Source organism: Haloarcula rubripromontorii, assembly GCF_001280425.1.
GTDB lineage: Archaea > Halobacteriota > Halobacteria > Halobacteriales > Haloarculaceae > Haloarcula > Haloarcula rubripromontorii.
This window is the reverse complement of the sequence record NZ_LIUF01000001.1, coordinates 573,337-598,994: the sequence shown is the minus strand read 5'-3', so window position 1 is coordinate 598,994 and position 25,658 is coordinate 573,337. Positions and strand designations below refer to the sequence as shown.

Genomic DNA, 25,658 nt, shown 5'->3' with positions numbered 1-25,658 from the left:
CCGACGCTTAGTGGAAGGCTGTATCCGAGCCACAGGAGTAATGGAAATGAAAGAAGGAGGGCAATATCGAATAGCCGTATCTGCTCAGAAACGGCTTGTCGTACCGATCTTCTCGTCCGCTCGTCGGTGGTTTTGCTGATATAAACGTGTACCCGTGTTATTTAAATAAGCGCTCGGCTACAGATATCAGACCTGATTCTGTGGTGGGATCAGACACATCCACCAGCTCTGTTCGCTTACATGAAGGGTTGTAGAGTCACAGATGCGCTGCTGATTTGGTATCAACTCTTATTTGTCGGCACCAGTATTACAGTTGCAATGGGGTTGTTGGGACGGGAAACACGGCGAACAGTCGTCGACAACTACGAACTGGTACTGATTTGTCTGGTTGCCATCGCTGCGACTGGGGGATATCTCACGTATACGGGGCATGTTGCTCCGGGAACGGACACAACCACGCGACAGGTGTCGTCGTGGCAATCGTCTGGGTCGTTTTCCCACAATGCGACAGTTCGCAACGGTACCTCAGCGTTTCCTGAGGGTGAAGTGCTTGAAGACCAGCCCGTATATCTCCGAAAGGTCGCTCCCGTACTGGACGGCGCGTTCGCATACACGTACAGCGCTAGCAACGAAAGCGACGTCACCGCCTCGGCTGACGTATTCGTCCAGTATCGATCCGTCGAATCGACGCAAAACGGAGAGCTCGTTTACTGGGAGGTAGAACGCCCACTGACACAAGACACTGAGCGCTCGCTGGCTGCGGACGAGCGTATGTCCGTTCCGTTCTCGCTGAATGTTAGTCGCGCAGCTGAAACTGTTCGGCGTATCGATTTGGAGCACGGCCAGACATCCGGCCGACTGGAGATAGCGGTGATCTCTCAGGTTGCTCTCTCGGGAACACGGAACGGGCAGTCGGTCGACACAGTTCGCACGTACCGCCTCCCGATTATTCCGAGCCAGAACAGTTATCGTGTCGAAAACGCCGGCCCGGTGACGAACAGTGGTGAGCAAACTGTCGAAACACAGGTAGAGAAGAGCTACGGACCGCTCTGGACGCTCGGTGGCCCAGCACTTCTCCTTGGTGGCCTTGGTTGTGCTGCTGCCCTCGTCTACGGGCGCACGACCGACTATCTCACACTAACTGACGCCGAGCGCCGGTGGCTCGTATACAGGTCTGCCCGCGAGGAGTACGACGAGTGGATAACCGTCGGCCGGGCTGATCCAGTCGACGACGATATCTGGACGACTTCCGTCGATTCGCTTGTCGGTCTCGTGGATATTGCAATCGACACGGATGAGCGTATCATCGAGTCCGATAGTGATTCTGCTCTCATCGTGTACACAGGCGACCGACTGTTCCAGTACGAACCTCCGCCAGAGCCCGGGGCTGCTGTCACTGCTGGAGATAGTGACGCTGAATCGTCGGACTGAGTGAGCTGTTTTACTGCTTTTCCGCGCTGCCGTCAGTGGCGTTCGGCTCGGGCGGTGCATCGAGCTTTGGGAGCAATCGATACCCGGTCACCGTGCCGGCTGCAGCGGAGAACGCGAGCGCGGCAACCAGTTGCGGGGCTGGGCCGAAGCCAGCGCTCGAAACCGCTGAGACGACAAGCACCGTGAGTACGATTCCGGCAAAACCGATTGCCGCTTCGCGGACAGCGACGCGGCGGAACCGGTGCCGGCGGTCACTCGGTTGTGTCTGGAGTACCGGGAGGACATCATGATATCGCGTCTGCACGAGGTAGTTCGTCACTACAGCGAGCAGGCCAGCGATGAACGCCCACGAGCCCCAGTTAATTCCGAACGCCGGGTCGAAGTCGGGCGCGAATCCGCTCGGCTCGGCTGGCTGTTGGTCTTCGGGTCTCGACGGCGCGGGCCCAGCGCCACCGCCGGCCACGGTTCCGGTCTCTCCGTCGCTTTCGGTGGGTGTCTCGGTCGGTGTCCCGACGCCAGTACCGCTGCCATCGCTTCCCCCGTCAGCGGGCGTTCCAGTCTCGTTCCCGTCCTCGCCTGCGGTCCCGTTCGTCGAGCTATCGTCTCCCGGCGTTGGCGTCGGCGTTGCGGGATTGCTCCCGGCCTGCGTCCCGCCGCCTCCATCGCCACCGGGTGATACACCGCCGCCACCGCCGCCCCCTCCGGCGCTCTCGTCGCCTTCGGTTGACTGCTGTTCGGGAACAGGGACGGTGATGGATACTGTTCCGGTGAAGTTGCGTTCCGCTGGCGTCACTGCCAGCCCAAAGCGCACTGATTCGTCTGGCTGTATCGAGACGGTATCACCGGCGACCCGTGCGCCAGTGTCCATCCGGTATATGCGAACTGTTTCCGGCTCGCTGTCCAGCTTGACGGCAGCAGCACTACTATTTCCCTCGTAGCCCGCAAAGCCAACGACAAACAGGTCGTCGACACGGGTTTGGCCGTTTGGGAGTACCGGCGAGAGACTGATGCGTAGCTGCCCTGTCTCGTCGTATTCGGCGTACTGGTCCCCGTTTGTGGTGTCGGCAGGGGTCAGATAGATGCCGGAGTTCCGGTCGGGTGCCACTTCGTCGCCGGTAATGAAGGCACCTGTCGCCATAGCGGTCCCTGCTAGGAGGACGACCGCTGCCATGACGGCGACGAGAGTACGATTCATAGGTGTTTGTGTTGCCCCGGCTACGTTGTGTCTTCGTGTGAGCCTGTATCTGGACCTGTTGGTCGACAGTCAGTGTCGGAATCGGGTTTCACTTACTGCTGGACCGCCTCGACGATGAAAGTCACATCGCTGATACTACTGAGGGTACTGCCATCAACACCGTCATCTCGGAGGTCGACGACGATGTCTATCTCCACGGTGTCGCTGTAGCCCCCGTCCGAACTCCCACCGTCGGGGTCGAGCGTGATAGCCTGAGCTGAACCGACAATCGATGCATCAGCGCTGCCCGCGCGAAAGTCCAGAACCTCACTGTTTGTGGGGTCGTCCCCAACGCCAGTGGTGCTATCATCGATGTAGAGGGTGACCTTCGACGCACTGTTGTTGTCGACCTCCAAGGCGTTCTCGAAGCTGGTCTTCGCTCGTTCGTTGAGGTCCGTCTGTTCAAACTTGATGATGTCAACCGATTCGTTCGAGTCTGTTCCAATGATGCCTGTGGCACCGGTCCCCGGGCTAAACCCCACCTGTGCTGACCCGGTATCGCCGGTGACTTGCAGATTGACGTTCCGGTCTGCTTCGATAGAAGTGAACGCACCGGAGCCAAACACTGCACCAGTCCCCACACTGGCTGCACCAATACTAAACAGAAAGCCACGCCGATTCATTGAAGGGTAGTTCACGGCATAGTGGCTTAGTACTGAACAGCGTTAGCGGCTTCAATGAGTGCTTTAGCCGGGTTAATGCAACAAAATAGTAAGTGGTAACCTCTCGATGAGTAAATCGAATATGAAACTAAATCGTCGAAGCGTACTCGGTCTCATTGGGACAGTCGGTATCGGCTCTGGGGCGGCGTTTGGCTCTGGGGCATTCAGCTCCGTCAGCGCAACGCGTGAGGTTGAAGTCAACGTCGTCGGCGCTGACGGCAACGGCTCTGAGATTGCAACCGAGTTTACTGACGTGCTTGTTGACGCATCCGCCGACGAGGTCGCACTCCGCGACACCGATGGTAATCTCATCACAGATCCGTCAACGCTGTTCCCGACAAGCAGTGACTCTCTCACCCCCGATGACAGCACAACTCTCTCGACGAACTACGTAAGCCTCATCGCGAACGATGTGTCTGTCGTCTTTGGCTACGACACCTCTGATAGCGGCGGGAGTGACGAACGGCTGATGCCAAACAGCACGTACGACTATTCGAGTGGGTTCTTCAAACTGGTCAACAACGACGGAAACGGGACGAATTTCAACGTCGATCTGGATACTACCAGCGGTCTCCTTACTGGAATTGGCGGTAGTACGAATTCCTACAGCGAAGATGTGTCTGCTGGCTCCGTTTCTGATCTCTCTGCAACCCTCGAAACGGGCGATAGTGCCCGGGAAACTGAAGATCTGACGATCACAATCACTGAAGTATAACGGGTTGGACCTGTCGTTCGGCTCCCTCACCATACCCCGCTGCCGGCAGACGCCTGTCCCTGGCGGTGGATGTCTAGCGTAAAAAACACAGTTACTTACCATTTAGAATCAAATACGAACAAAAAATCTATCAAGTAGTACAGTCTAAACAGAAACATGGGACAGGTGGGGGTTAGCCGGACGGAAAAGCGACAGCTATCGCGTGATGACGTATACGACATATTAAGCAATCAACGACGTCGGTACGCTTTGCACGCAATAAAGCAAGAGAACGAGCGTGCTGAACTCTCTGACCTTGCCGAGCAGGTCGCTGCGTGGGAAAACGACAAGTGTATTCAGGATATCACGTCCACGGAGCGACACCGCGTGTACACGTCGATGCAACAGACACATCTCCCGACGCTTGAACGCGCAGGAGTCATCACGCACGACAACGGCACGGTGACGCTGACCGATACTGCTGATAGCCTCGACGTGTACCTCGATGTTGTGCCGGGGGATTCGATACCGTGGGCGGAGTACTATCTCGGACTCGCTGCTGTCTCGCTGGCGCTTGTCGTCGCTATCTGGGTCGGTGTCTTCCCACCGTCTATTCCGTCGCTCGTGTGGCCGACAGTGATTACGTTGCTATTCCTGGTCTCTGCGGCGTACCACGTCAAGGAGACTCGCCGGCTCCAACTCGGGGCAGCCGATAAGCCACCGGAGCTGCTGGAATGAGCAAAAAGTGGACCCGGCGCAGCGCACTCGCGTTCATCGCCAGCGGTGCAGGCCTGCTTGCTGCCGACACAGCAGGTGTCACTACAATTGACGCAAAGCGGTCCAGTAACCTGGGGACGGCCAGTGACAGTGATGCGCTGCTTGGCGTCGACATCGGCTCGGTCAGTGGTGTGGACGGCCAGCAGGTGACACTGGCAACGCTCACCAACAATTTCGACCAGCAACTCACGAGTATTAGCGTCAGTTCAGGTTCCGCTCCCCCGTTCGAGGCTATCCAGACACCGAACAGGCTTCTGCCGGGCGAGAGCGGCGATGTCACAGCGACGCTTTCCTGTGATTCAGAAGGGACGACCACTGCCGCTCTTGACATCACTGCGACCGGTCCCGACAAGCGTGTCGAGTTGAGCCGGCCGCTCTCAGTCGAGTGCCGCGACCCACGAGTGTCATGGTGGCACTTTGAGGACGTTAGCAGCACAGATATTCCGGATGCATGGGCTGCTGGCAACGACGGTGAGCGTGAGTTTCGTCCTGGCGGAGGCTCGGACCTCTTTTTTGAACCCGACGTAGCGACATCACAGCAGGGCCGCGGCGAAGTGCTGAACTTCGATGGCGACGATGTTGTTACCGTTCCCGACGACGAGACGCTCGACCTGACCGACGACTTCTCGCTCTCTGCCTGGGTATTCCCCCGAACCCAGGGCGGCCTCACACGACTGTTCAGCAAATGGAACTCCCGTGGCGACGATAGCTACCAATTCGGGTTCGGTGGCGGTTGGCAGGGCTCTGATGACAGGGAACTGCTCATCGAGACCACCGACGAATACAAGCTCACGGGTGTCTCACTGACGGAGAACCAGTGGGTACACGTTGTCTGGACCCACGGTTCACAGGACAAGGTGTACGTCAATGGGACTCAGAAGGGGCCGACGTTTTCACTCCCCGACGCGCAGGCGTCCACGCAACCGCTTCGACTCGGCTCAGGACTCAATCCTGGCGGGAACGCTATCTATGGATTCAACGGTGGCATGGACGAACCCAAAATATACGACGCCGCACTCACTGCCGACCAGGTGAGCAATCTCTACAGTTCAAGCACAGCAGGTGCAGGCGGTGGTGGCGGCAATATCACCGGCTAAACTCGCCATCACTCACGCCCGAGCAGGCGACGTATCTGCCGCTTCAGTGGGACCGATCGGTTCCGGCTTCGCTTGCGCGCCGTTCCGAACCCGAAGGTCGCCCCGACTGCTGCTGCAAGGCTGCCCAGAACTAGGAAATTGAACGCTCCGATGGCCACCAGCGGGTGAATTCGGTGCAGTCCCGCGATGACGCCCGGCGGTGCTAACAGAAAGTACCGATGCTCTTCGACGGTCACGGTCGCCTGTTCGCCGGGCGGTGGGGCGGTCACCGACAGCGTTGCCGTTGCGGACCCACCGCGCTGGACAACAAGCCGGTTACGGTCCATCGCCGCGTCCGGGTCTGCGGATTCGAGGACGATGAGCATCGTCACCAGCCCGCCGTTTTCGGCAGTGAATTCGCTCTCGACAGGTTCGCCCGGTGTGACATCTTCGCTCGTACTATCGATGGTGACGCTGTGTGTGCCGCTCGGAGCGATCATCGCGGCGTTTGCCGGAACGAGAATCAACACTGCCAGTGCGAGTATGATCGTCCAGCCGTTGATCGCGTCCCCATCGCGCGACCGGGTCCGGTCTCTGGTTCGTTCCTCACTGGCCCGGACGCTGTCGACGAAGACGAGTAGAAACAGCCCGAGGCCGACAGAGATGAACAGACCACTGAGCCCCTGCCCGCTCGTCAGGTCGCTGTTGCTTGCGCCGCCAACCAATACCAATCCACTTTCAGCCGCCGTTCGAGCAGAGCTGATTGCGGTCCCGAGGCCGGGGAGGCGGACGACCTGTCCGTTGACCTGCAGTGCTGTCGCGACGACGCGGTCGTCAGTGACGACCGGTTCGCCGCCGCTCTGGTCTCTGAACGGGTTGTTGTCTCCTTTCGTGATGTACCCCTCTTCGGTCTCTGCGACAACCCGGTGTGTGGTCAGTCCGCCGCCCTGTAGCTCAACCGCTTCGAACACAATGACGTCCCCCGGCTCAACTTCGCCAGCGACGGGGGCAGGAACGGCGACAAACGCGTCACCCGTATTCAGCGTCGGCGACATACTTCCGGATGTCACGTACCCAAGCAAGATCGGCTGTCCGAGGAGTTGTCCGATAACGAGAGAGAGGACGACGAGGACAGCAAGCAGGGTGAACGCGTCCTCGACGGACTGCCGCAGCATACCTGCAGTAGCCGGCCACAGGTTTTCAACCCTCCGAACAGCGGAGCGTGGGTCGCTCAGTTATCGGCACGGTGCGAAAACGGCGCGTGCTGTCTCTGGGCGCGACGCGCTGTCGTCTGTCGACCGCGCGGCAGGGTTAGACTACTGACCGTCTCGATTACTCTGTTTCGACAGGGATCGTGTGGACTTGCCGGAGTGGCTCGATGTGTGCTTTCGCCGCCTTATCCAGTGGAAAGGTGCCGTGGATATCGGCCGGGACCTGGCCGTGGACGAGACGCCCGAACGGCGCGGCGGCGGTGGGGTACACCTGCTCGGCCAACCGAGCGACGGGGGCCGCGACATCGAGTCCTTCCAGCGCTTCCTTCACAGCCGCTTCACCGACGTGGACGGACTCGCCTTCGATCAGAATGAACGCGAACGGTGGGTCGTCGAACTGCGCCCGGAGGAACGCCTGAATCGCGTCGGATTCCCAGGGGACCGGCGTGATGTCCGTGGCACAGCGGGTTACCGTCTCGGCAGCGCGCCGGAACAGGTCGGTACTGCCGTCGTAGACGAGAAGCGACTGAGTCACACCTACTGTACGGGTCTGGGCCGTTTGAACGTTGTGTCGTGTCACAACGGCTTATACTTCTCCACCTCGACGGTCCTGTATGGACGCGCGGGACGAACCGATGGCCAGACTCGCCCGACGACTCGAAACGGCGCTGGAGCGCACACTCGATGATGGGGTGTCGTGGACGGTCACGACTGACAGCCCAATCACCGCTCGACTGCCCGACCGCGAGTTCGTGTTCGAACAGCGCGATGGGCCGGACGGATGCCGATGGACAGTCGTGTTACGCGCGGACGGTGCGGTCGTGAGCAAGTTGGGGCAGTTCGAGACCGTCGATAGCGCAGCCGAGCGAGTTGAATCGCTTGTCCGGACCGACGTTCGCTACACGGTCTGCTGTGACGGCTAACTGTCACAATGCTGGACCCAGTCCATGTGGCTAACTCGGTGACTCCGTATCAGTCAGCAAACACCGCTCTGGGGGCAATCTCTATACGAATCCCACACCAACAGTGGGCCGTATGAGTCTGCTCAAGAGCAAGCACCTCCTCAACGGAATCGTCTCGCTGGTGGTCAGCGTCGCCATCACTGTCTGGCTGGCTGATGACGAAGACGCGCCCTGGAGCCTGACTGATATGGCCATGGCCGTCGCTGTTTCGTCGTTCCTCTCCGGCTTTTTCACCAGCTACTTCGCCGACTGACCGGGAAAACGGGGGAACACCGATGCCATTCCGGCCCGTCTGACCGGTATGGATGAACCAGAACCCGTCGACGGCTGGCCCCACCGCCCGTTCTCACCGGCGGAGGCCAGCGCCCTGCTGGACGACATCGACGGCGCTGTCGCAGTCTGGGTGATGCACCACGACAACGACGTTCGGTCGGCTGTCGTTCTCGATGATGCCCCCGAGGACGCAGTCATAGACATCGTCGTCGAGACCGACGCTGGCTTCGAGATGTACAGCTACACGAGCGGCGTGTGGCTGAACTACGGTACGCAGCGGAAAGACGACCCGGATGCCCCGTCGATGGCAGGGACGCTCGACAGCTACGACGTTCTCGCTGGCGAGTCTGAGACAGCCTAACCGGTGCGATACATCGGCACCGTCGTTCCGGAGCGAGCGGGTCGTGTCACCTGCGTACCAATGCGCTCGAAAAGTAATCATTAAACGGCGCGGCAACTGACCGTCCTGATATGCAACGACGAGCCGCGGCGGCGTACTTCGCGTTCTTCCTCGTTATCAGTGTTGCTGCGTACGCCTACATCGGCGTCGCGGAGAGTCAGCGGCCGACGGTGTCGCTCGACGCTGACGCCGAACTGACCAACGAGAGTACGTTCACTGTCGACGGAACGGAATACACAGCCACGAACATCCACATGTCTGGCGGCGGCGGTGGCGGCCACGGCGGCGGTGGCGGGGGCAGTATGGCAGCTGACCTCTCGTGGACCAACGAGTCGTCACAGTACACTGCGACGTTAGAGCACAATGCCACGACGACGTATCAGAACGACACCTACCGCGTACACACTGACAGCAACGAGAGTACGGTGACTCTCGAAGAAGAACTCAACGTCAGTGCGCTCCTCGCCGAGGACGACTCGGTCAAGAACACGCTGGCAACCCAGAACGGGACTGAGTACGTGGTCTACCGGTCGAACAATACGCAGGTCCCACTGAGCGAGTGGCTCCCTGAGCCGGAGACAGTGACGTTCTCCCCCGGCGATACCTACCCGTATGCGACCGACAGCGGCACTCAGGAGACCACCATCTCCGAAGTGACCGCCGACGGCGCGACGCTCGAATGGTTCGCCCCGCGTGAAAACACAGTCGAACTTTCGGAGGGTGGAAACGTCACGCTGAACGAGCAGCAGTTCTTCACCCACTTCCCCGACCACCACACCGTCCAAATCGTCCCGATTCAGCAGTACGACCAGTACCAGGCGACGCTCGACCAGCAGGACTACTTCCACGAGCGCAAGAACGGTTTCTGGGGCGTCTCGATACTCTCGGGCATCGCGGCCGTGCTGATGCTCGGGATGGCGTATATGCCCGTCCGCGGATAACAACGACGTCTGTTTTCGGTTTTTAACGACTGACTTACGCGTCGGCTGCCCAGGTGATGTACGCCAGACCGATCCCGAGTACACCCATCAGGACCGCCGCGACCATCTGTACAATCGCCGCTGCCATCGAGGCGTGCGTCTGCCACGGTGTGCTGGCAACCGCCGCGAGCGTGGCGACGACGAGCAATACACCGACAGTGACACCTAGCAGGCGCAACGGTTGCGTGAGTACGCGCTGAACCGTACCGGTCGTTCCGTCCATGCTGGTGACATTCGCTGTCTCGGTGGTAAATGAACCGGTCTCGAACTAGACACTGCCGCGCCGCTTGTCCAGAGAAAGCATGCCGGGCGGGAGGTGGACCACCGCCACTTCACTCACTGCGTTCGCTCGTGGCGTAATCCAACACCCTTGGTAGCCGCTTCACTCCGCACGCCCGTTCGTCGTAGAAGCGGGCCGGGAGGGAGTTGAACCGAAGGAAGACATGCTCGCTCACGTTCGTTCGCTGTGCGTGCCTTCCAGGATTCGACTCTTTCCTGCCGGTTCACTCACTGACTCGCAGCGCTCGTCAGTTCGTTGCACGGGCCGGGAGGGAGTTGAACCGAAGGAAGACATGCTCGCTCACGTTCGTTCGCTGTGCGTGCCTTCCAGGATTCGACTCTTTCCTGCCGGTTCACTCACTGACTCGCAGCGCTCGTCAGTTCGTTGCACGGGCCGGGAGGGAGTTGAACCGAAGGAAGACATGCTCGCTCACGTTCGTTCGCTGTGCGTGCCTTCCAGGATTCGACTCTTTCCTGCCGGTTCACTCACTGACTCGCGGCGCTCGTCAGTTCGTTGCACGGGCCGGGAGGGAGTTGAACCGGAGGGAGACATGCTCGCTCACATCCGTTCGCTGCGCGTGCCTTCCAGGGTTCAACGCCTCCGTGGCCGCTTCACTCCTCACATCCGTTCGTCGTAGAAGCGGGCCGGGAGGGAGTTGAACCCCCGACCATCTGGTTAAAAGCCAGACGCTCTGCCTAACTGAGCTACCGGCCCTCGCTATTCGCTCGGGGGAGCGGCGATTAAGACCTTACGGTCCGTCGTGGAAGTACGATTCGATAGCCTCACTGATGACCTCCCCTGGGGATGCCCCGTCGAGTGCGGCCTGCCGGCGGAGTCGACAGTAGGCGTCGCGGCCGAGTTGTGTCCGCATCTCACCCAGCGCGTATCCGTTTCTGGCGAGTGCCGCGTCTACGGACGCGCCGTCGTTGACGCTGCTGGCAACGGATCGAATCTGGCGGACAGTGAGGTCGTGATCGAGGGCGGCCCACGCCAGTAGGAGGCGGGATTCGCCGGAGACTCTGGCGATGTGCTTGGCCGCCGTCGGCGCAATCTCTCCCTTGGCGACGTGAATGCGCACGGACCGGGGGAGGTCGTGCACGCGGGACCACTTGCGGATGAACGAGACCGACGCCTCGCCGCCGGCCCGCTCGGCAGCGGCCTTGTAGGACCCCTCACCACGGACTAGGGCTGCACACGCGGCCGCGCCCCGCAGAATGAACACGTTGTCGTCGGCGCCGGCGGTGTTCTCGGAGAACTTCTCGACTGTTCTGGCCGCGAGTTCGAGACTCTCGGGATCGTCGGGATTGAACTCGATGGCCTCCTCGGGTCGCTGGCCAGTGAGTGCCGGATCCCCGCGGATGACCGGTTTACCGACCGGTGATTCGCGGTCGGTCGATGGAACGTCGTTGTCGGGCCCCTCAGGCATCGATACGTGCTTGGGGAGCGCCGCACAAAAGTATCCCGTACAGGGGTGTCATACAGGCTATTGTAAGTAATTCTCGGCTGTCACCGACCCGGTGTCGGCGCAATCAGTCCCCAGTCTGTCTCAGTCGTCAGATGCGCTCTCGCGCTCTTTGCTCATGTGCTCCCAGATTTCTGTGCAACCGCAGCCGTCCTCGACGTTATCGAGGTGGTCTGTGGTCGGCTCTTCGCGTTCGGCGTCATCGTCGTGGGTCTGTTGTGCGTTCGTCATCGTTTCAGTCACAGCAGCGACCTGCGTGGCCGCCACGTAGTGTCGTACTCCTCTGTAACGCCCCCATTATCTTAAACACAGACTCTCCTGTAAGCTTGACCCGCACTGCGACTTACAGGCAACATTTGGTCCCATCTCGTACAGAACCCAGGAAATAGTGGGTCATTATATCTGATGCAGTCACCGCACGACTGCGACGGATTCGACCCGACCGCGGTGATACTTGCGACCGCCGATGGCCTCAGGTGTCTCGGGAATCTAATGAGATGTAATGACGACTGACGTTCACCAGCTCGACGACGGGGCCTGGATCTCCGTCAACGACTCGCGGGAAGTGAACGTCTCGGACCTGTGGCTGCTGGCCCGAAGCGGCTTCTGTGGGTGTGAGACGACGGATTTCCTCGCCGAGGGGTTCGTGAAAGTGGGCGTGGATTATCCGGATATTCAGGCACGAATAGCCGGACAGTGCATCGCCTGTGGCGAGAGCGGCGTCACCGACTGGTTGACCGTCGGTCGCGTCGTAGACCCCGATTCCGGCGAGTTCTACGGTGTTGTACACGAGAGCGTTCATTTTCCGGAGAAACGAACCCGGCTTGCTCACCCCGTAGAATAGGCAATAATATCTTGTTTCGGGGAGTGGGGGAGACGGTTGACGGCAAAGTGTGTTGTATAAGTCTGTGAGACTTGTGAGAGAACACATTAGCTATGCCCAGTAAAGTCGAGAAATGGAAAGACGAGGTTTACGGCAACGAGATACGGGAGCATTTGATGGAGTTCGCGGAGAAGGGCTGGGACGCCATTCCGGAGGACGAACACGACGCGTGGTTCGAGCGCTTCAAGTGGTGGGGCCTGTACCACCAGCGCTCCGGGCAGGAGTCGTACTTCATGATGCGTATCGGGACGCCAAACGGCGTCATCAAGCCGGGCCAGCTTGAGGTCATCGGCGAAATCGCGAAAGAGTACGCGACCGGTCCCGTCGACAACCCCGAGTTCGGCGAGGCCTACTGTGACTGGACGACCCGCCAGTCCATCCAACTGCACTGGATAAAGCTGGAGGACATCCCGGAGATATTCGAGAAGCTCGAAGCCGTCGGCCTCGGCACCCAGCAGGCCTGCGGTGACTCCTGGCGCAACATCGTCGGCTGCCCGGTCGCCGGCAAGGACAAGCACGAACACGTCGACGCCTGGCCCGTCGCCGAGGACCTCCACGAGACGTTCAAAGGCAACGACGACTACTCGAACCTCCCGCGCAAGTGGAAAGTCGCCATCGCCGGCTGTGACGAGGGCTGTGGCCAGGGCGACATCAACGACCTCGCCTTCGAGCCCGCCGAAAAGGACGGCGAACTCGGCTTCAACGTCCGCATCGGCGGCGGCCTCTCCCGCAAGGAGCCACGTCTCGCCCGCGAACTCGACGTGTGGGTTCCGCCGGAGCAGGCCGCCGACGTGGCACACGGCATGTCCGCGCTCTTCCGCGACTACGGCGACCGCGAGGACCGCTTCAACGCCCGCATCAAGTTCCTCATGGACGAGTGGGGTCCGGAAAAGATGCGCTCGGTCCTGCAGGAGGAGTACGTCGACTTCGAACTCCCGACTGCGGGCGAGGACATGCGCGACCAGTACAGCTACAACACCGGGTCCCAGGACGGACACAACGACCACGTCGGGATTCACGAGCAGAAGGACGGCAACTACTACGTCGGCCTGAACGTGCTGGTCGGCCGCATGGGTGCCGACGACGTGCTCGAACTCGCCGAACTCGCCGACGAGTACGGCTCCGGCGAGGTCCGCCTGACCCAGCGCCAGAACATCATCGTCACCGACGTGCCCGAGGAGAACCTCGACGAGTTCACCAGCGAGCCTCTGCTGGAGAACTACTCCCCGGACCCGTCGCCGTTCATGCGCGGCTCCATCGCCTGTACGGGCACGGAGTACTGCTCGCTCTCCATCGTCGAGACGAAGAACCGCCAAGTCCGGTACGCCCGCTGGCTCAAGGACAACGTCGAACTGCCCGAGGACCACAAGGACTTCCACATCCACCTCTCGGGCTGTACGGCCTCCTGTGCCCAGCCCCAGATTGCCGACGTGTCCCTGCGCGGCATGAAGACCCGCAAGGACGGCGAGCCGGTCGAGGCACTCGACATCGGCCTCGGCGGCGGCCTCGGCGACGACCCGCGCTTCGCCGACTGGGTGGAGATGCGCGTCCCCGCCGACGAAGTGCCCGGCGCTATCAAGAACCTCGTCAACAACTTCAAGAACGCCCGCGAGGGCGGCGAAACCTTCCGTGACTTCGTCGCGGACCGCGACGAGGAGACGCTGGCCGAGATGGTCGAACCCGAAGAGACGGACTACGACGACCCGTACATGCACAACACGAAGATGACGTGGTACCCCTACGCGGAAGACGACGACATGCAGGCCTCGCCCGCGCCGACCGACGGCTCCGGCGAACCGCTCCCGTCCGACGACTGAGTCCTCGCTCGCTTCTCCAATTTTCACTTGTCCCGGCGAGTCGCGTCGCCGACCTGCAGGCGCTCGACGACGAAGGCGGTTGCTTCGGGGACCGCGCTGGCTAACAGCTCCGCCTGCCGGAACTCCGCGAGTAGGTCGGGGGCGTTGGGGTCGTACCGGGAGACGCTCCGGACTGCGCTGCGGTGCGTGAACAGCGCCGGCTCACAGAGCCGAACTGCGAGGCCCCGCGGCTCGGTATCGAGGGCCGACTCGATGGCCGCGGCGGACGCCTTTGCGCCCGACCGGACCGTCGACAGCGACACATCGCCTTGGTACTCGCCCTCCTGGATACCTGTGACGACGGCCGTCAGCACCTCCAGCGCGACGAGTCCCCGAGCGGCGTTGAGGACGGCGGCTGCGAAGTCCGCGTCGTCGACCGCTGCTTCCGTCTCCTCGGTCCGGATGCGGAGGTCGCGGGCCGCGTCAGTGTACAGTTGCCGCGCGGTCGTCCCTTCGAGGTCCCGCTCGAACACCTCTGCATCGGGTTCTCGGTACCCCTCGACCCGATCCTGCGAGAACCGGAGCGTTCGCTCCAGAGACTCGGCGGCGACTGCGACCTGGTCCCACTGTGGCGTGGGGTCGGACGCCGCGCGCAGGTAGCGCTCGTGTAGCCGCCGCGCGTCGGCGAGTGCCGCCGCGCTCCGCTCGACGGTCCCGACGGCGTCGCCGGCCCGGAAGGGCTCGGCTCGCGGGTCGTCTGGATACGGCGGCATCGGCTGGAGTTCCTCGCGGCACTCGGCGAGCAGTCCTTCCAGCGGCTCGTGAGCCAGCACCGCTGCAACCGGGCCGTTCGCGCGGTAGGCCAGTTCTCCCGCGAACGTCGAGCGGGTCGTGGCGACCGTGCGCCGGTACTCGCGAAGGCGGTCGCCGTCGTCTTTGCCTGTGGCGGCGCGGTACGCCGACCGCACGCTCGCGGCCTTGCTCCGGTCGTACCGGTAGCTGTCGAGACGGTCCAGCGGCCACGCCTCGCGGTCGCTGTCCGCTTCCAGCGAGTCCCCGGCCCGGTCGCGCTCCTCCCGGAGTTTCTGCGCCACAGCGGCGTTGGGAATCGATGGCGAGTCGGGCACGCCGTCGAGCAGTTCGCGGCCCCGCTTGCGGTGTCGCTCTCCGAGCGAGGCCGGGACTGAAATCGGGTACGGCGACCCCGGCAGCGCGACCGTCGCGAGGTCGCCGTCCAGCCGTCCGGTGTCGACGCGCTCCTCGCGCTCGCCGAAGGGTGACAACCCCGAACAGCCGGTCAGGCCGACCAGCCCCGCGCCGCAGGTGGCCAGCAGGCCGCGGCGGGTCGTCTCTCTCATTCCTCCTCACTCCCGTGTGGCGTCAGCTTGGCGTCGAAGGCGACCTGTGACGGGGCCCGGCGGCAGGAACTCGACATCCCGCCGCCGTGGCCGCTCGTCCGTTCGCGGGTCACCGGAAGCCGGATCGCGTAGCCGACGGTATCGTACTCGCCGTCATCGCAGGCCACATCCGCAGGCCGGAGCGTCCGACAGAAGTCGCCGTGCGGGTCGTCGTCGGGGTCGAGCGTGATAGCCTCGATATGCACGTCGTAACACGCACCGACCGGCGTAGTAAAGAGATACACAGACTCTGTCTCGAAGTCGGTGTCGGCGGCGAACGACCGGAGGCGCTGAGCCTCGGACACTGCCGCAAAGGTGAGGTCGTCCAGATACGCTTCCGAGACCACGTACGCGTAGTCGTAGCTCCCGGCTGGTCGACCCGTGCCCTCGCCATCGCTCGTCGCCGTGGGGAACGACTCCCGGGTGAACAGTGGGACTGCGTCGGTGTTTCTGACCTGTTCGACCTCGTAGCCGTTGACGGGGCGGCGGTCGAGCCCCGGCGACGGCGGTGGGTCGTCGGTCGTGGTGCAGCCGGCGACGGCGGCCAGTCCGGCCGCCGCCGCTGTGAGGAGGCGTCTACGGCACCAATCGGTCATAGTGGCTGTGCCGTGGCTTCGATAAAACGTCTTGTGGAGGCGGACTCCGCGACTGTCTCCCGTCACCACAGTGCGGCCGCGCCAGCGGCTCGTCGCTGGCGTCGGGGAAAGGCAGGCCCGCGCCGTGCATACTGCGCCGACGGCGCAGTTGCCCGCGAACTGCGAGGCGATTCGCGCTTTTTCTCCACCGAAAGACTCGCCTTGCCCGTCTTTCGAGCCTTGCTTCGCGCCGCTCAACGAGACCACGGTTCCGCAAGCGGGGTGCCCACAGGCCGGTCCACGGCCGAGGACGCCCCCCGCAGCAAAAGGTCGTTGGTAAGCCTTATCGGCGACACTGGCGTACCTATCGGTGGCAGCGGGAGGCCGGCTCCCGTGGCGCAAGCCATGAGGAAAGTCCCCCCACCTGTCGGACAGGTGACCGGGCGCAAGTCCGGGGCGGGAGACCGTCGGCTCTGGAACAGCAACGACACGTCGTCGCCGGACCGATGAGGTGTGCGAATCCCGAGCGAGGCCGGTCGTGGCCCACCTGATGGTGGGGCACGCGGCCAAAGCGAGGGAGAGGTAACCCACCGAGGGCAGTCGCGACCCGGTGACTCCGGGGCGCACAGCTGTGGACCACATTCGTGCTCCACACGTGGGCCGCAGATGCCCCACGCATTCCGTGGGCCGCTGACGCGCCCCACGCTCCCGGCGACGGACCGATGGAACGGCGAAACCTCACCGGTGCAAGGCCGCGTCGACAGGTAGTCCGACGCCGCGCGCAAGCGCTGGACGTGGCCGCTCAGCCGAATGCTGGCCCGAACAGAAGGGGGCTTACTCCCCGCAGCCACGTTAGCCTTTGAGCGACGGGTTCGATGGTTACAAGCCCGCGCCGGCCACAGGCCAGAGTATGACTGCAGCCGACCTCATCGACGCCGTCCGTGACGACCAGCAGACGGAACTCTCCCGACTTGGCTCCTCGAAGACGCTGTACGCCGATACCCGCGGCGAGATGGAACCGGACGTGGTACTGGCGGCGGCGGCCGCCCGCGAGCAGGCGGCGCACGCAACCTTCGACGCCTGGAGCGACGACGCAACCGACGACGCGGCGGCGCTGTTTGCCGACGCGGCGGCCGAGACGGCCGAGCGGCGCGACGCCATCGACGCCGACCCGGCCGACCGGACACCGGCGATGCACGACGTGCTCGACGGCCTCGATGGGACCGTCGAGCGCCTCGGCGGCTTCGTCGGCTGGTCGCTCGTCGACAAGAAGGTCAAAGAGCAGTACACCGGCTTCTTCACCGGGCAGGCGGACCCACAGACCGCGAGTACGTTCCGCAGTGCCGGCGGCGACGTGGAGGCCCTGCGCGAGGACGCGGCCGGCCTGCTCGACGCCGTCTGTGACACCGACGACGACTGGGACGCCGCGGAGGCGGCCGCCGTCGAGGTCATCTCGACGGCCTACGACGAATACTTCGAGACGCTTGAGGACCTCGGCGTGAACCCGAAGCCGGTCTGCTAACCGGAACCACGCGGCTCAAGTCCGTCCAGCCCGATGTGTGGGTAATGAGCGATTCCGGTGGCCCCCTCTCTATCGACCGTCCCGACGCCGACCGCGAGTTCCGTGTCGACGCCCCGTTCGAGCCGGCGGGCGACCAGCCCGAGGCCATCGAACAACTTGCGTCGGGCTTCCGGCAGGGAATAGATCGACAGACCCTGCTCGGCGTGACCGGCTCCGGGAAGACCAACACCGTCTCCTGGGTCGTTGAGGAGATTCAAAAGCCGACGCTGGTCATCGCCCACAACAAGACCCTCGCGGCCCAACTGTACGAGGAGTTCCGCGAGCTGTTCCCGGACAACGCCGTCGAGTACTTCGTCTCCTACTACGACTACTACCAGCCCGAGGCCTACGTCGAGCAGACGGACACGTTCATCGACAAGGACGCCTCTATCAACGACGAGATCGACCGGCTGCGCCACTCGGCGACGCGCTCGCTGCTCACCCGGGACGACGTCATCGTCGTCGCGTCGGTGTCGGCCATCTACGGCCTCGGTGACCCGCGAAACTACATCGACATGTCCCTCTCGCTGGAAGTCGGGCAGAAAATCGAGCGTGACGACCTCCTCGGTCGCCTGGTCGACCTGAACTACGAGCGCAACGACGTGGACTTCACGCAGGGGACCTTCCGCGTGCGCGGGGACACGCTTGAAATTTACCCGATGTACGGCCGCTACGCCCTCCGCGTGGAGTTCTGGGGCGACGAGATTGACCGGATGCTGAAGGTCGACCCGCTGGAAGGCGAGGTCAAAAGCGAGGAGCCGGCCGCCCTGATACACCCGGCGGAACACTACTCGATTCCCGAACAGCGCCTCCAGCGCGCCATCGACGAAATCGAGGAGCTACTGGACCAGCGCATCCGCTACTTCGAGCGCCAGGGGAACCACGTCGCCGCCCAGCGCATCGAGGAGCGGACCACCTTCGACATCGAGATGATGCAGGAGACGGGCTACTGCTCGGGCATCGAGAACTACTCGGTCCACCTCTCTGACCGTGAAACCGGCGAGGCCCCCTACACGCTGCTGGACTACTTCCCCGACGACTTCCTCACCGTCGTCGACGAGTCCCACCAGACGCTCCCACAGATTCGCGGCCAGTTCGAGGGCGACAAGAGCCGCAAGGAGAGCCTCGTCGAGAACGGCTTCCGCCTGCCGACGGCGTTCGACAACCGCCCGCTCACCTTCAACGAGTTCGAGGAGAAGACCGACCAGACGCTGTACGTCAGCGCCACGCCCGGCGACTACGAGCGCGACCACAGCGACCAGGTCGTCGAGCAGATCGTCCGCCCGACCCACCTCGTCGACCCGGCCGTCGAAATCGCCTCCGCGACGGGGCAGGTCGAGGACCTGCTTGAACGCATCGACGGCCGCGTCGAGCGCGACGAGCGCGTGCTGGTCACGACGCTGACAAAGCGGATGGCCGAGGACCTCACGGAGTACTTGGAGGAGTCCGGCGTCGACGTGGCCTACATGCACGACGAGACGGACACGCTGGAGCGGCACGAACTCATCCGGTCGCTCCGCCTGGGTGACATCGATGTGCTGGTCGGCATCAATCTGCTCCGGGAAGGGCTGGACATCCCGGAGGTGTCTCTCGTGGCGATTCTGGACGCCGACCAGGAGGGGTTCCTGCGTTCGGAGACGACGCTCGTCCAGACGATGGGGCGGGCCGCCCGGAATGTTAACGGCGAAGTGGTGCTGTACGCCGACGAGCAGAGCAACGCCATGCAGTCGGCCATCGAGGAGACCCAGCGACGCCGCCGCATCCAGCAGCAGTACAACGAGGAACACGGCTTCGAGCCGACGACAATCGAGAAGGAGGTCGGCGAGACGAACCTGCCGGGGAGCAAGACTGACACCGGCGGCATCTCGGGCGAGGGGGCGAGCGACGCCGACGAGGCCGCCCGCCAGATCGAACAACTGGAGGAGCGAATGCAGGAAGCCGCGGACAACCTGGAGTTCGAACTCGCCGCGGACATCCGCGACCGCATCCGCGAACTGCGTGAGGAGTTCGACCTCGACGGCGGCGACGACAGCGACGGCGTGCCGGCACCCGGGCCGGAGTTCTGACGGGTCGGTTCGGACCGCTCATCCGGGGAACCGATTTGTACCCTGAAGTGAAATGGTATGTATCTTGCTGACAGTCCCGTCGGAAGAGACCGTGTTCGACTTTGCCCGTTCTCTGGGCAGCGGCATCTCGCCGTCTGGACTCGTCGTCGCCAGCCTCGGTTTTTTTCTGACCCGGTTTACCGTCACGCTGGCGGTCAGCGACGGCCCGATGGCGTTCGTCTTCGGCGGCGTATTGCCGCTAGTGCTCGGTCTGGGGCTGTCTGCGTTCGGTGTCGCCCTTGCCGTCGGCGAGTTTGAACGCGCCTTCGTGCGGACGGTCACGCTGTGGTGTCTCGCCGGCACTGGCGCGATGTTCGTCCTCGTTCTGGTGACGCTGGTCGGAAACGGCGGCATGGGCCCGCTCTCAACCGCTGGGAGTCGGACGTACTTGTCGAACTTCCTCATCGGTGGCGGCGTCGGCGGGGCGCTCACCGGCGTCTACGCCGGTCGGTCGAACCGACAGCAACACGAACTGGAACAGCAGGCCGCCCGGCTCGACCTGGTCAACCGCATCCTGCGCGACCGGGTGTTGAACGCGCTGACGGTCATCCGTGGCCGGGTGGAACTCGCGGAGTCGCGCGACGACGCCGGAGCGGCCGAGGCCCTGTCGGTCATCGACAACCGTTCGGCCGGCGTCCAGCAGGTCGTCGAGAACATGAAACACATCGCCCACGACGGGACCGATCTGTCGCTGGATGCTGTCCCCGTCGTCCCGTGCGTGGAGTCGGGCCTCGACGCTGTCCGTGAGTCACACCCGTCGGCCGACTACGACCTTCGAGCCGACGTGCCGCCGGACCTTCGAGTGCAGGCCAACACGATGCTCGACAGCCTCGTCGCGCATCTGGTCGAGAACGCGGTTGTCTACAATGACAGCGATACGCCCCACGTCGAGGTTTCGGTCACCGCTGCCGAGGACACTGTCAGTATCAACGTCAGCGACAACGGTCCGGGACTGCCCGAGCGGCAACTTGACCTGATTGCCCGCGGTGAGATCGGCTCATACGAGGACCGCTCGACCGGTTTCGGGCTAGATCTCGTTCGCTTGCTCGTCCGGAGCTACGGCGGGCGGACGGCGGCTACCGTTACGGACGGCGGAACGACAGTCACGCTGACGCTGCCGCGGGTTTCGGCCGACGGTGGCGTCGTGACTTCCCGGACCGACGCCGCGTTCGGGCTCCCGCCGCGCCGCCTGGGCCTGGCCATCGGTGCGTCGCTCGTCGCCGCCGTCGTCATGGGCGTCCCGATGCAGGCCCTCTCCGGTGGTGTTCCCGTCATCGGGGCGCTGTACGGTGTCCAGAACCCACTGGTCGGGTGGCTCACCCACGGCTTCCACAGCGTCGTCTTCGGGCTGGTGTACGCCGCACTGGTCCGGAGTGTGCCGGGCCACCGCTCCGACCGGTTCCAGTATTATGGGGTCGCCCTCGCCTGGTCGGTCGCGCTCTGGCTCGTCGCGGCCGGGCTCGTCATGCCGGTGTGGCTCTCGCTCGTGGGCATCGAGGCGAGCCTGCCCAACCTCACCCTGGCGACGCTGGTCGGGCACCTCCTCTGGGGCGGTTCCCTGGCCGCGCTGTATCGCTACGGCTGTCGGTCGCTCTGACGCACCCGTGGGACGCCGTCGTTCGCCGAACCCTGCTATCATCCGCAGTTGGATTAATACAACCAAAATTGTTTTACGCGCTACTGCAGTTGTATAGCGTGATGTCCCGCGTCTCGCTCCCACACGATGCGAAGGCCGGTCCCACCAAGCCGGAGGTCCGGGCCGTCCTCGCCAGCAAACTCGCTCTCACCGAGGCTGACCACTTCGTGGAGGTCGGTTCCTGTACCGGTGCCGTCACCATCACGGCGGCGCGCCGGGCCGGGCGAGTCACTGCACTCGAACGCAAGGGGAATCGACTCGACGTGACTCGCAAGAACCTCGCCGCCAACGACGTCGACGCCAACGTCGAACTCCGCGAGGCCGAGGCCCCGGAGGGCCTGCCCGACGACGCCGACGCCCTCTTCCTCGGCGGGTCGCGCAACTACGAGGCCGTTCTCGATCACGCGGTCGAGACCGGCGTCGACCGAATCGTGATGAACGTCTCGCGGCTCGAAGTCGCCGGCGCGGCGACGGAGGCCTTCCGCGAACGCGATATTCTGGAGGAAGTCGTCCAGTTTCAGGTGAGCCACGGCTACGAACTCGCCGGCGCGACGAGCTTCAATTCGGAGAATCCAGTGTACATGCTCGTCGGCAGCGCCAGCGAGGACGTTGCCGCTGACGGCGGATCGCCGGCAGAAGCTGGGGCGACGAACGGAGGCGACCGATGACGCTCTACGGCATCGGCCTCGGTCCCGGCCAGCCCGACTTAGTTACCGTCCGCGGGAAGCGCGCGCTGGAATCCGCCGACGTAGTGTACTCGCCGGGGCGGCTCTCGCGGTCGGTCGCGACCGAACACGTTCCCGAGGACCGCATCGGCGACCTCGACTTCCCGATGACGCGCGACGAGGAGAAACTGCGCGAGGCGTGGAAGGCGGCCGCCGCCGAAATCGCGCCGACCGCCCGCGACGGCGACGCCGCCTTCGTCACGCTCGGGGACCCGAACGTCTACTCGACGTTCGGTCACCTCCGGCGGACGCTGGCCGCGTTCCACCCCGAGGTCGACCTCGAAGTGGTGCCCGGCGTCAGCGCCATGTCGGCCTTTGCGACGGCGCTGGGCGTGGAAATCACCGCCGGGTCGAGCCTCGCACTCCGAGAGGCCGACCGCGGCGCGTCGCCGACCGGCCCCGACCGGATGATTCTGTTCAAGGTGACCGACGCGCCGGCCACCCACGAGGGGCTGGTCGAGGCCGGTTACGACGTGGTGTACGGCCGCCGGCTGTTCATGGAGCAGGGCGAGACCATCGTCACCGACGACCCGACCGAGATCGACGAGCGAGACTACTACACGCTGGCCTACGCCGAGAAACCCGAGACGCGCGTCGAGCAGGCGACCGACGCCTTCCTCGAAGCCGCCGACGAGAGCGGTGTCGTGACCGACGGCGGCGAGAACGGTTCCGGAGCAGTCGCGCGACAGGAACGCTCTGAAGCCGCCCTTTGCGGTGACGAGGTGCAGCATGACTGACGAGGCTGGCGAGACGGACCCGCAGACGGCCATCGACTCCGTCGCCGGGAACCGCGACGACCGCGTGTACGAGTACAGTGCCGGCGACGAGCAGGAGGGCATCCCCTTCGTCGGGGCCGGCCCCGGAAATCCCCGTCTGCTGACCGTCGCTGGCCGCGACCTGCTGGCCGACGCCGACCTCGTGGTCCACGCCGGCTCGCTCGTCAACAGCGAACTGCTGGAGGAGTACTGTGAGGACGCGGAGACAGTGTCCTCCATCGGCAAGGACCTCGAAGAGCTGATTCCGCTGATGCGGGACGCCTACGAGGCCGGCGACACCGTGGTCCGGCTTCACAGCGGCGACCCCGCCATCTACGGCGCGGCGCTGGAGCAGATGGACGCGCTTGAACACGAGGGCGTGCCGACCTACATCGTCCCCGGCGTCACCTCCGCCTTCGCCGCCAGCGCGACGATGCGAACCCAGTTGACGCTGAACGAGGTCGCCAACCACGTCGCCTTCACCCGCCCGCAGGGCAAGACGCTGGACGAAGACGAGGACCACATCTCCGAGTTCGTCGGCATGGGCGACGTGACGACCTGTATCTATCTGGGGACCCACGCCGTGGGCGAGACGATGGACAGGCTACTCGAAGACGGCCACGACCCCGACACGCCCGTCGCCGCGGTGTACCACGCGTCCTGGCCCGACGAGGACGTCATCGAGGGGACCATCGAGACCATCGGCGAAAAAGTCGAGGACGCCGGCTACCGCGCCTCCGCGATGGTCGTCATCGGCGACGCCGTCGGCGGCGAGGACTACGAGCGGTCGTTCCTCTATGGCGACTGGGCGAACCGGGGAAGCGACGCGGATTCACAGGAGGCTGACGACTGATGAGCACTGACACAGACAACGAATCCAGTTCGAACAGTTGCAAAGCGCCCGACTCCGACGGCGAGGTGGCAGAGGACATCGCCATCGTCGCCTTCGAGCGGAAGATGGACACCGCCGAAGACATCGTCGACGGCATCGGCGACCGCTACGAGTCCATCGACATCCTCGAATACCACGGCGACGTGTTCGAGGAGTACTGGGGCGAATACGACTGTTTCATCGGTCTGATGGCCAGCGGTATCGCAATGCGCAAGACCGCGCACCTGCTCGACGACAAGTGGGACGACCCCGCCATCTGTGTCGTCGACGAGGAACTCACGTGGGCCATCCCCATCACCGGCGGCCACCACGGCGCGAACCAGGTCGCCGACGACCTGGCGAGCATGGGCGCGGTCCCAGCGATGACCACCGCCAGCGAGGCCGCGGACAAGCAGGGCGTCGAGAAGCAGGCGAAGGCGCTGGACGCCCACGTGGTCAACGGCGACTCGACGGTCGCGACGAACCTCGCCGTGCTCGACGACGAACTCGGCCCCATCGAGCGCCTCGACGGGCCGAAAGCAGTGCTGGTCGACGACGATGTGACCGTGCTCAAACGTAACAAAGACGACGGCGTCGTCCTCGGAACCGGTAGCGTTGCCGGCGCGGATGTCGAGCAGTTCCACGCGGCCTGGGAGCAGGCGCTGGACGAGGCTGACCTCGACCGCGGCGACGTGGAGTTCGTCGCAACAGGCACCCGGAAAGCCGATGAGGACGGCATGCTCGCCGCGGCTGAGGAGTGGGGCCTGGGCGTCGTCGCATTCGAGAAGGAGACCCTAGAGGAGTTCGAGGGTCCCACGCCCTCGCGCTCGAAGGAACTCATCGGCTGGCCGGGCATCGCCGAGGCCTCGGCTATTGCCGCCGGTCGCGAACACGACCTGCTGGCCGAGAAGACGCGCTACGACGAGGCCGTTACCGTCGCCATCGGGCGCTAACTTCCTGTTTCTCACACACTGCGTTTTCAGCTCCGCTTTTCGGCCACCGAGCAACTGCGTGACTATCCCGGGCGGCGACTCGACAATTGTTCCGCGTCTCTGTCACTGTACAACTCTAAACTTATTTATTATATGCGGCTGTGGTGATAGCTGTCGCATGACAACACTACTCGAAGACAAGACGGCGGTCGTCACGGGCGGCGCGAGCGGGTTCGGCCGGGCCATCTGCCGACGGTACGCGGAGCACGGTGCTGACGTGATTGTCGCAGACCAGCAGGAGGAGCCCCGCGAGGGCGGTCAACCGACCCACGAACTAGTCGAAGCCGAGACCGACCGAGACGCACACTTTGTCGAATGTGACGTGACCAGTCCCGACGATCTGGAAGTGGCCGTCGCCGCGGCCGAAGAACTGGGCGGTATCGATATCATGGTCAACAACGCCGGGATCTCCGAGATAGCGGACTTCTACGAGACCACAGAGGCGGACTACGACCGGCTGATGGACGTGAACACGAAGGGTGTGTTCTTCGGCGCGCAGGTCGCGACCGAGGCGATGCGGGAGAACGGCGGCGGGACCGTCATCAATATGTCCAGTTCGGGCGGTATCCGCGGTACCGGGCTGCTGGTCAACTACTGCACGTCCAAGGGCGCGGTTCGACTGTTCACCTACGCGCTCGCGGACCGCCTGAGCAACTACGACATCCGGGTCAACGCCATCCATCCGGGCTACAGCAAGACGCAGATGTTCGAGGACGAGCGGATCGACGACACGACGAAGATGATGCTGAAGGAACTCATCCCCTCGGGCCGCTTCGGCGAACCCGAGGAGATCGCCGACGTGGCGACGTTCCTCGCCAGCGATATGGCCTCCTACGTCAACGGCGAGAGTGTCGTCGTCGATGGGGGACTGAGCAACACCTGATCAGTTGTCGCGGTATTCGAGCGCGACTGCGGACACA

At 63.5% G+C, this 25,658-nt stretch carries 27 protein-coding genes, 1 tRNA gene and 1 other RNA gene; 19 read left to right on the top strand and 10 right to left on the bottom strand.

What is annotated here, in order from left to right; genetic code table 11:
• The first annotated feature begins 318 nt into the window (after positions 1-318).
• The gene (locus AMS69_RS03065) at positions 319-1,431 is read left to right on the top strand and encodes a DUF5305 family protein (protein WP_053966622.1); all 1,113 of its coding nucleotides are present in this window, start codon (positions 319-321) and stop codon (positions 1,429-1,431) included.
• A 10-nt stretch (positions 1,432-1,441) separates the two neighbouring features.
• Here AMS69_RS03065 and AMS69_RS03060 read toward each other — a convergent pair whose 3' ends face one another.
• Both AMS69_RS03060 and AMS69_RS03055 read right to left on the bottom strand, forming a co-directional pair.
• The gene (locus AMS69_RS03060) at positions 1,442-2,626 is read right to left on the bottom strand and encodes a hypothetical protein (protein WP_077067747.1); all 1,185 of its coding nucleotides are present in this window, start codon (positions 2,624-2,626) and stop codon (positions 1,442-1,444) included.
• Positions 2,627-2,718: 92 nt separating this feature from the next.
• Positions 2,719-3,246, bottom strand: coding sequence for a hypothetical protein (locus AMS69_RS03055; RefSeq protein WP_202904508.1), 528 nt, complete (start codon positions 3,244-3,246; stop codon positions 2,719-2,721).
• A 163-nt stretch (positions 3,247-3,409) separates the two neighbouring features.
• Between AMS69_RS03055 and AMS69_RS03050 the strand changes: the two genes are divergently transcribed.
• From AMS69_RS03050 to AMS69_RS03040, 3 genes are all read left to right on the top strand, one after another.
• Complete coding sequence (locus AMS69_RS03050) at positions 3,410-4,042, top strand: hypothetical protein (RefSeq protein WP_053966619.1); 633 nt, start codon at positions 3,410-3,412, stop codon at positions 4,040-4,042.
• 156 nt (positions 4,043-4,198) lie between these two features.
• Positions 4,199-4,759, top strand: a complete 561-nt coding sequence (locus AMS69_RS03045; RefSeq protein ID WP_053966618.1) for a DUF7344 domain-containing protein — start codon at positions 4,199-4,201, stop codon at positions 4,757-4,759.
• The gene (locus tag AMS69_RS03040) at positions 4,756-5,895 is read left to right on the top strand and encodes a LamG domain-containing protein (RefSeq protein WP_053966617.1); all 1,140 of its coding nucleotides are present in this window, start codon (positions 4,756-4,758) and stop codon (positions 5,893-5,895) included. Before AMS69_RS03045 ends, AMS69_RS03040 begins: the two co-directional genes overlap by 4 nt.
• Positions 5,896-5,903: 8 nt before the next feature.
• Here the strand turns inward: AMS69_RS03040 and AMS69_RS03035 are convergent, their stop codons facing one another.
• Together AMS69_RS03035 and AMS69_RS03030 are read right to left on the bottom strand one after the other, a co-directional pair.
• Entirely contained in the window at positions 5,904-7,049 is a 1,146-nt protein-coding gene (locus AMS69_RS03035) for a signal peptidase I (RefSeq protein ID WP_053966616.1), read from the bottom strand.
• A 157-nt stretch (positions 7,050-7,206) separates the two neighbouring features.
• On the bottom strand, positions 7,207-7,620 hold the full coding sequence (locus AMS69_RS03030; protein ID WP_053966615.1) for a hypothetical protein: 414 nt from the start codon (positions 7,618-7,620) through the stop codon (positions 7,207-7,209).
• A gap of 79 nt (positions 7,621-7,699) precedes the next feature.
• On the opposite strand from AMS69_RS03030, the gene AMS69_RS03025 reads away from it, so the two are divergent.
• The 4 genes from AMS69_RS03025 to AMS69_RS03010 all read left to right on the top strand — a co-directional run bounded on the left by AMS69_RS03025 (position 7,700) and on the right by AMS69_RS03010 (position 9,661).
• Entirely contained in the window at positions 7,700-8,008 is a 309-nt protein-coding gene (locus AMS69_RS03025; RefSeq protein WP_053966614.1) for a hypothetical protein, read from the top strand.
• 112 nt (positions 8,009-8,120) lie between these two features.
• Positions 8,121-8,300, top strand: coding sequence for a hypothetical protein (locus tag AMS69_RS03020; RefSeq protein ID WP_004518239.1), 180 nt, complete (start codon positions 8,121-8,123; stop codon positions 8,298-8,300).
• 48 nt (positions 8,301-8,348) lie between these two features.
• Positions 8,349-8,681, top strand: coding sequence for a hypothetical protein (locus AMS69_RS03015; RefSeq protein WP_053966613.1), 333 nt, complete (start codon positions 8,349-8,351; stop codon positions 8,679-8,681).
• A 110-nt stretch (positions 8,682-8,791) separates the two neighbouring features.
• Positions 8,792-9,661: a hypothetical protein gene (locus AMS69_RS03010; RefSeq protein ID WP_053966612.1), complete on the top strand. Its 870-nt coding sequence runs from the start codon at positions 8,792-8,794 to the stop codon at positions 9,659-9,661.
• A 34-nt stretch (positions 9,662-9,695) separates the two neighbouring features.
• Here AMS69_RS03010 and AMS69_RS03005 read toward each other — a convergent pair whose 3' ends face one another.
• The 4 genes from AMS69_RS03005 to AMS69_RS02990 form a co-directional block, all read right to left on the bottom strand.
• Complete coding sequence (locus AMS69_RS03005) at positions 9,696-9,923, bottom strand: hypothetical protein (protein WP_053966611.1); 228 nt, start codon at positions 9,921-9,923, stop codon at positions 9,696-9,698.
• Between the two features lie 697 nt (positions 9,924-10,620).
• Positions 10,621-10,694 (bottom strand) — tRNA-Lys (locus AMS69_RS03000).
• Between the two features lie 34 nt (positions 10,695-10,728).
• Positions 10,729-11,406, bottom strand: a complete 678-nt coding sequence (locus tag AMS69_RS02995; protein WP_053966610.1) for a DUF7119 family protein — start codon at positions 11,404-11,406, stop codon at positions 10,729-10,731.
• A gap of 120 nt (positions 11,407-11,526) precedes the next feature.
• The gene (locus tag AMS69_RS02990; RefSeq protein WP_053966609.1) at positions 11,527-11,709 is read right to left on the bottom strand and encodes a hypothetical protein; all 183 of its coding nucleotides are present in this window, start codon (positions 11,707-11,709) and stop codon (positions 11,527-11,529) included.
• A 235-nt stretch (positions 11,710-11,944) separates the two neighbouring features.
• Between AMS69_RS02990 and AMS69_RS02985 the strand changes: the two genes are divergently transcribed.
• Together AMS69_RS02985 and AMS69_RS02980 are read left to right on the top strand one after the other, a co-directional pair.
• Positions 11,945-12,286 (top strand): hypothetical protein, encoded by a 342-nt coding sequence (locus AMS69_RS02985; protein WP_053966608.1) that lies wholly within the window; start codon positions 11,945-11,947, stop codon positions 12,284-12,286.
• 92 nt (positions 12,287-12,378) lie between these two features.
• Positions 12,379-14,142: a nitrite/sulfite reductase gene (locus AMS69_RS02980; RefSeq protein WP_053966607.1), complete on the top strand. Its 1,764-nt coding sequence runs from the start codon at positions 12,379-12,381 to the stop codon at positions 14,140-14,142.
• Positions 14,143-14,165: 23 nt separating this feature from the next.
• On the opposite strand, the gene AMS69_RS02975 is transcribed toward AMS69_RS02980, so the two are convergent.
• A complete protein-coding gene (locus tag AMS69_RS02975) occupies positions 14,166-15,479 on the bottom strand; it encodes a hypothetical protein (protein ID WP_053966606.1) in 1,314 nt (437 codons plus the stop codon).
• Positions 15,476-16,114 carry a hypothetical protein gene (locus AMS69_RS02970; RefSeq protein WP_053966605.1) on the bottom strand — a complete coding sequence of 213 codons (639 nt, stop codon included), beginning with the start codon at positions 16,112-16,114 and terminating at the stop codon, positions 15,476-15,478. Before AMS69_RS02970 ends, AMS69_RS02975 begins: the two co-directional genes overlap by 4 nt.
• A 351-nt stretch (positions 16,115-16,465) precedes the next feature.
• Here AMS69_RS02970 and rnpB point away from each other — a divergent pair.
• The 9 genes from rnpB to AMS69_RS02930 all read left to right on the top strand — a co-directional run bounded on the left by rnpB (position 16,466) and on the right by AMS69_RS02930 (position 25,621).
• Positions 16,466-16,942: RNase P RNA component (rnpB, locus tag AMS69_RS05225), an RNA gene on the top strand.
• A gap of 61 nt (positions 16,943-17,003) precedes the next feature.
• Positions 17,004-17,615 carry a hypothetical protein gene (locus AMS69_RS02965; RefSeq protein ID WP_053966604.1) on the top strand — a complete coding sequence of 204 codons (612 nt, stop codon included), beginning with the start codon at positions 17,004-17,006 and terminating at the stop codon, positions 17,613-17,615.
• Between the two features lie 44 nt (positions 17,616-17,659).
• Positions 17,660-19,720: an excinuclease ABC subunit UvrB gene (gene uvrB, locus AMS69_RS02960; protein ID WP_053966603.1), complete on the top strand. Its 2,061-nt coding sequence runs from the start codon at positions 17,660-17,662 to the stop codon at positions 19,718-19,720.
• Between the two features lie 64 nt (positions 19,721-19,784).
• The gene (locus tag AMS69_RS02955; protein WP_238378337.1) at positions 19,785-21,356 is read left to right on the top strand and encodes a sensor histidine kinase; all 1,572 of its coding nucleotides are present in this window, start codon (positions 19,785-19,787) and stop codon (positions 21,354-21,356) included.
• A gap of 101 nt (positions 21,357-21,457) precedes the next feature.
• A complete protein-coding gene (gene cbiT / locus AMS69_RS02950) occupies positions 21,458-22,063 on the top strand; it encodes a precorrin-6Y C5,15-methyltransferase (decarboxylating) subunit CbiT (RefSeq protein WP_053966602.1) in 606 nt (201 codons plus the stop codon).
• Complete coding sequence (locus tag AMS69_RS02945) at positions 22,060-22,857, top strand: cobalt-factor II C(20)-methyltransferase (protein ID WP_053966601.1); 798 nt, start codon at positions 22,060-22,062, stop codon at positions 22,855-22,857. The genes cbiT and AMS69_RS02945 overlap by 4 nt, the downstream gene beginning before the upstream one ends.
• Entirely contained in the window at positions 22,850-23,728 is an 879-nt protein-coding gene (locus AMS69_RS02940) for a cobalt-precorrin-4/precorrin-4 C(11)-methyltransferase (protein ID WP_053966600.1), read from the top strand. The genes AMS69_RS02945 and AMS69_RS02940 overlap by 8 nt, the downstream gene beginning before the upstream one ends.
• Positions 23,728-24,699 (top strand): cobalt-precorrin 5A hydrolase, encoded by a 972-nt coding sequence (cbiG, locus tag AMS69_RS02935; protein WP_053966599.1) that lies wholly within the window; start codon positions 23,728-23,730, stop codon positions 24,697-24,699. The genes AMS69_RS02940 and cbiG overlap by 1 nt, the downstream gene beginning before the upstream one ends.
• 157 nt (positions 24,700-24,856) lie before the next feature.
• The gene (locus AMS69_RS02930) at positions 24,857-25,621 is read left to right on the top strand and encodes an SDR family oxidoreductase (RefSeq protein WP_053966598.1); all 765 of its coding nucleotides are present in this window, start codon (positions 24,857-24,859) and stop codon (positions 25,619-25,621) included.
• Positions 25,622-25,658 lie beyond the last annotated feature (37 nt).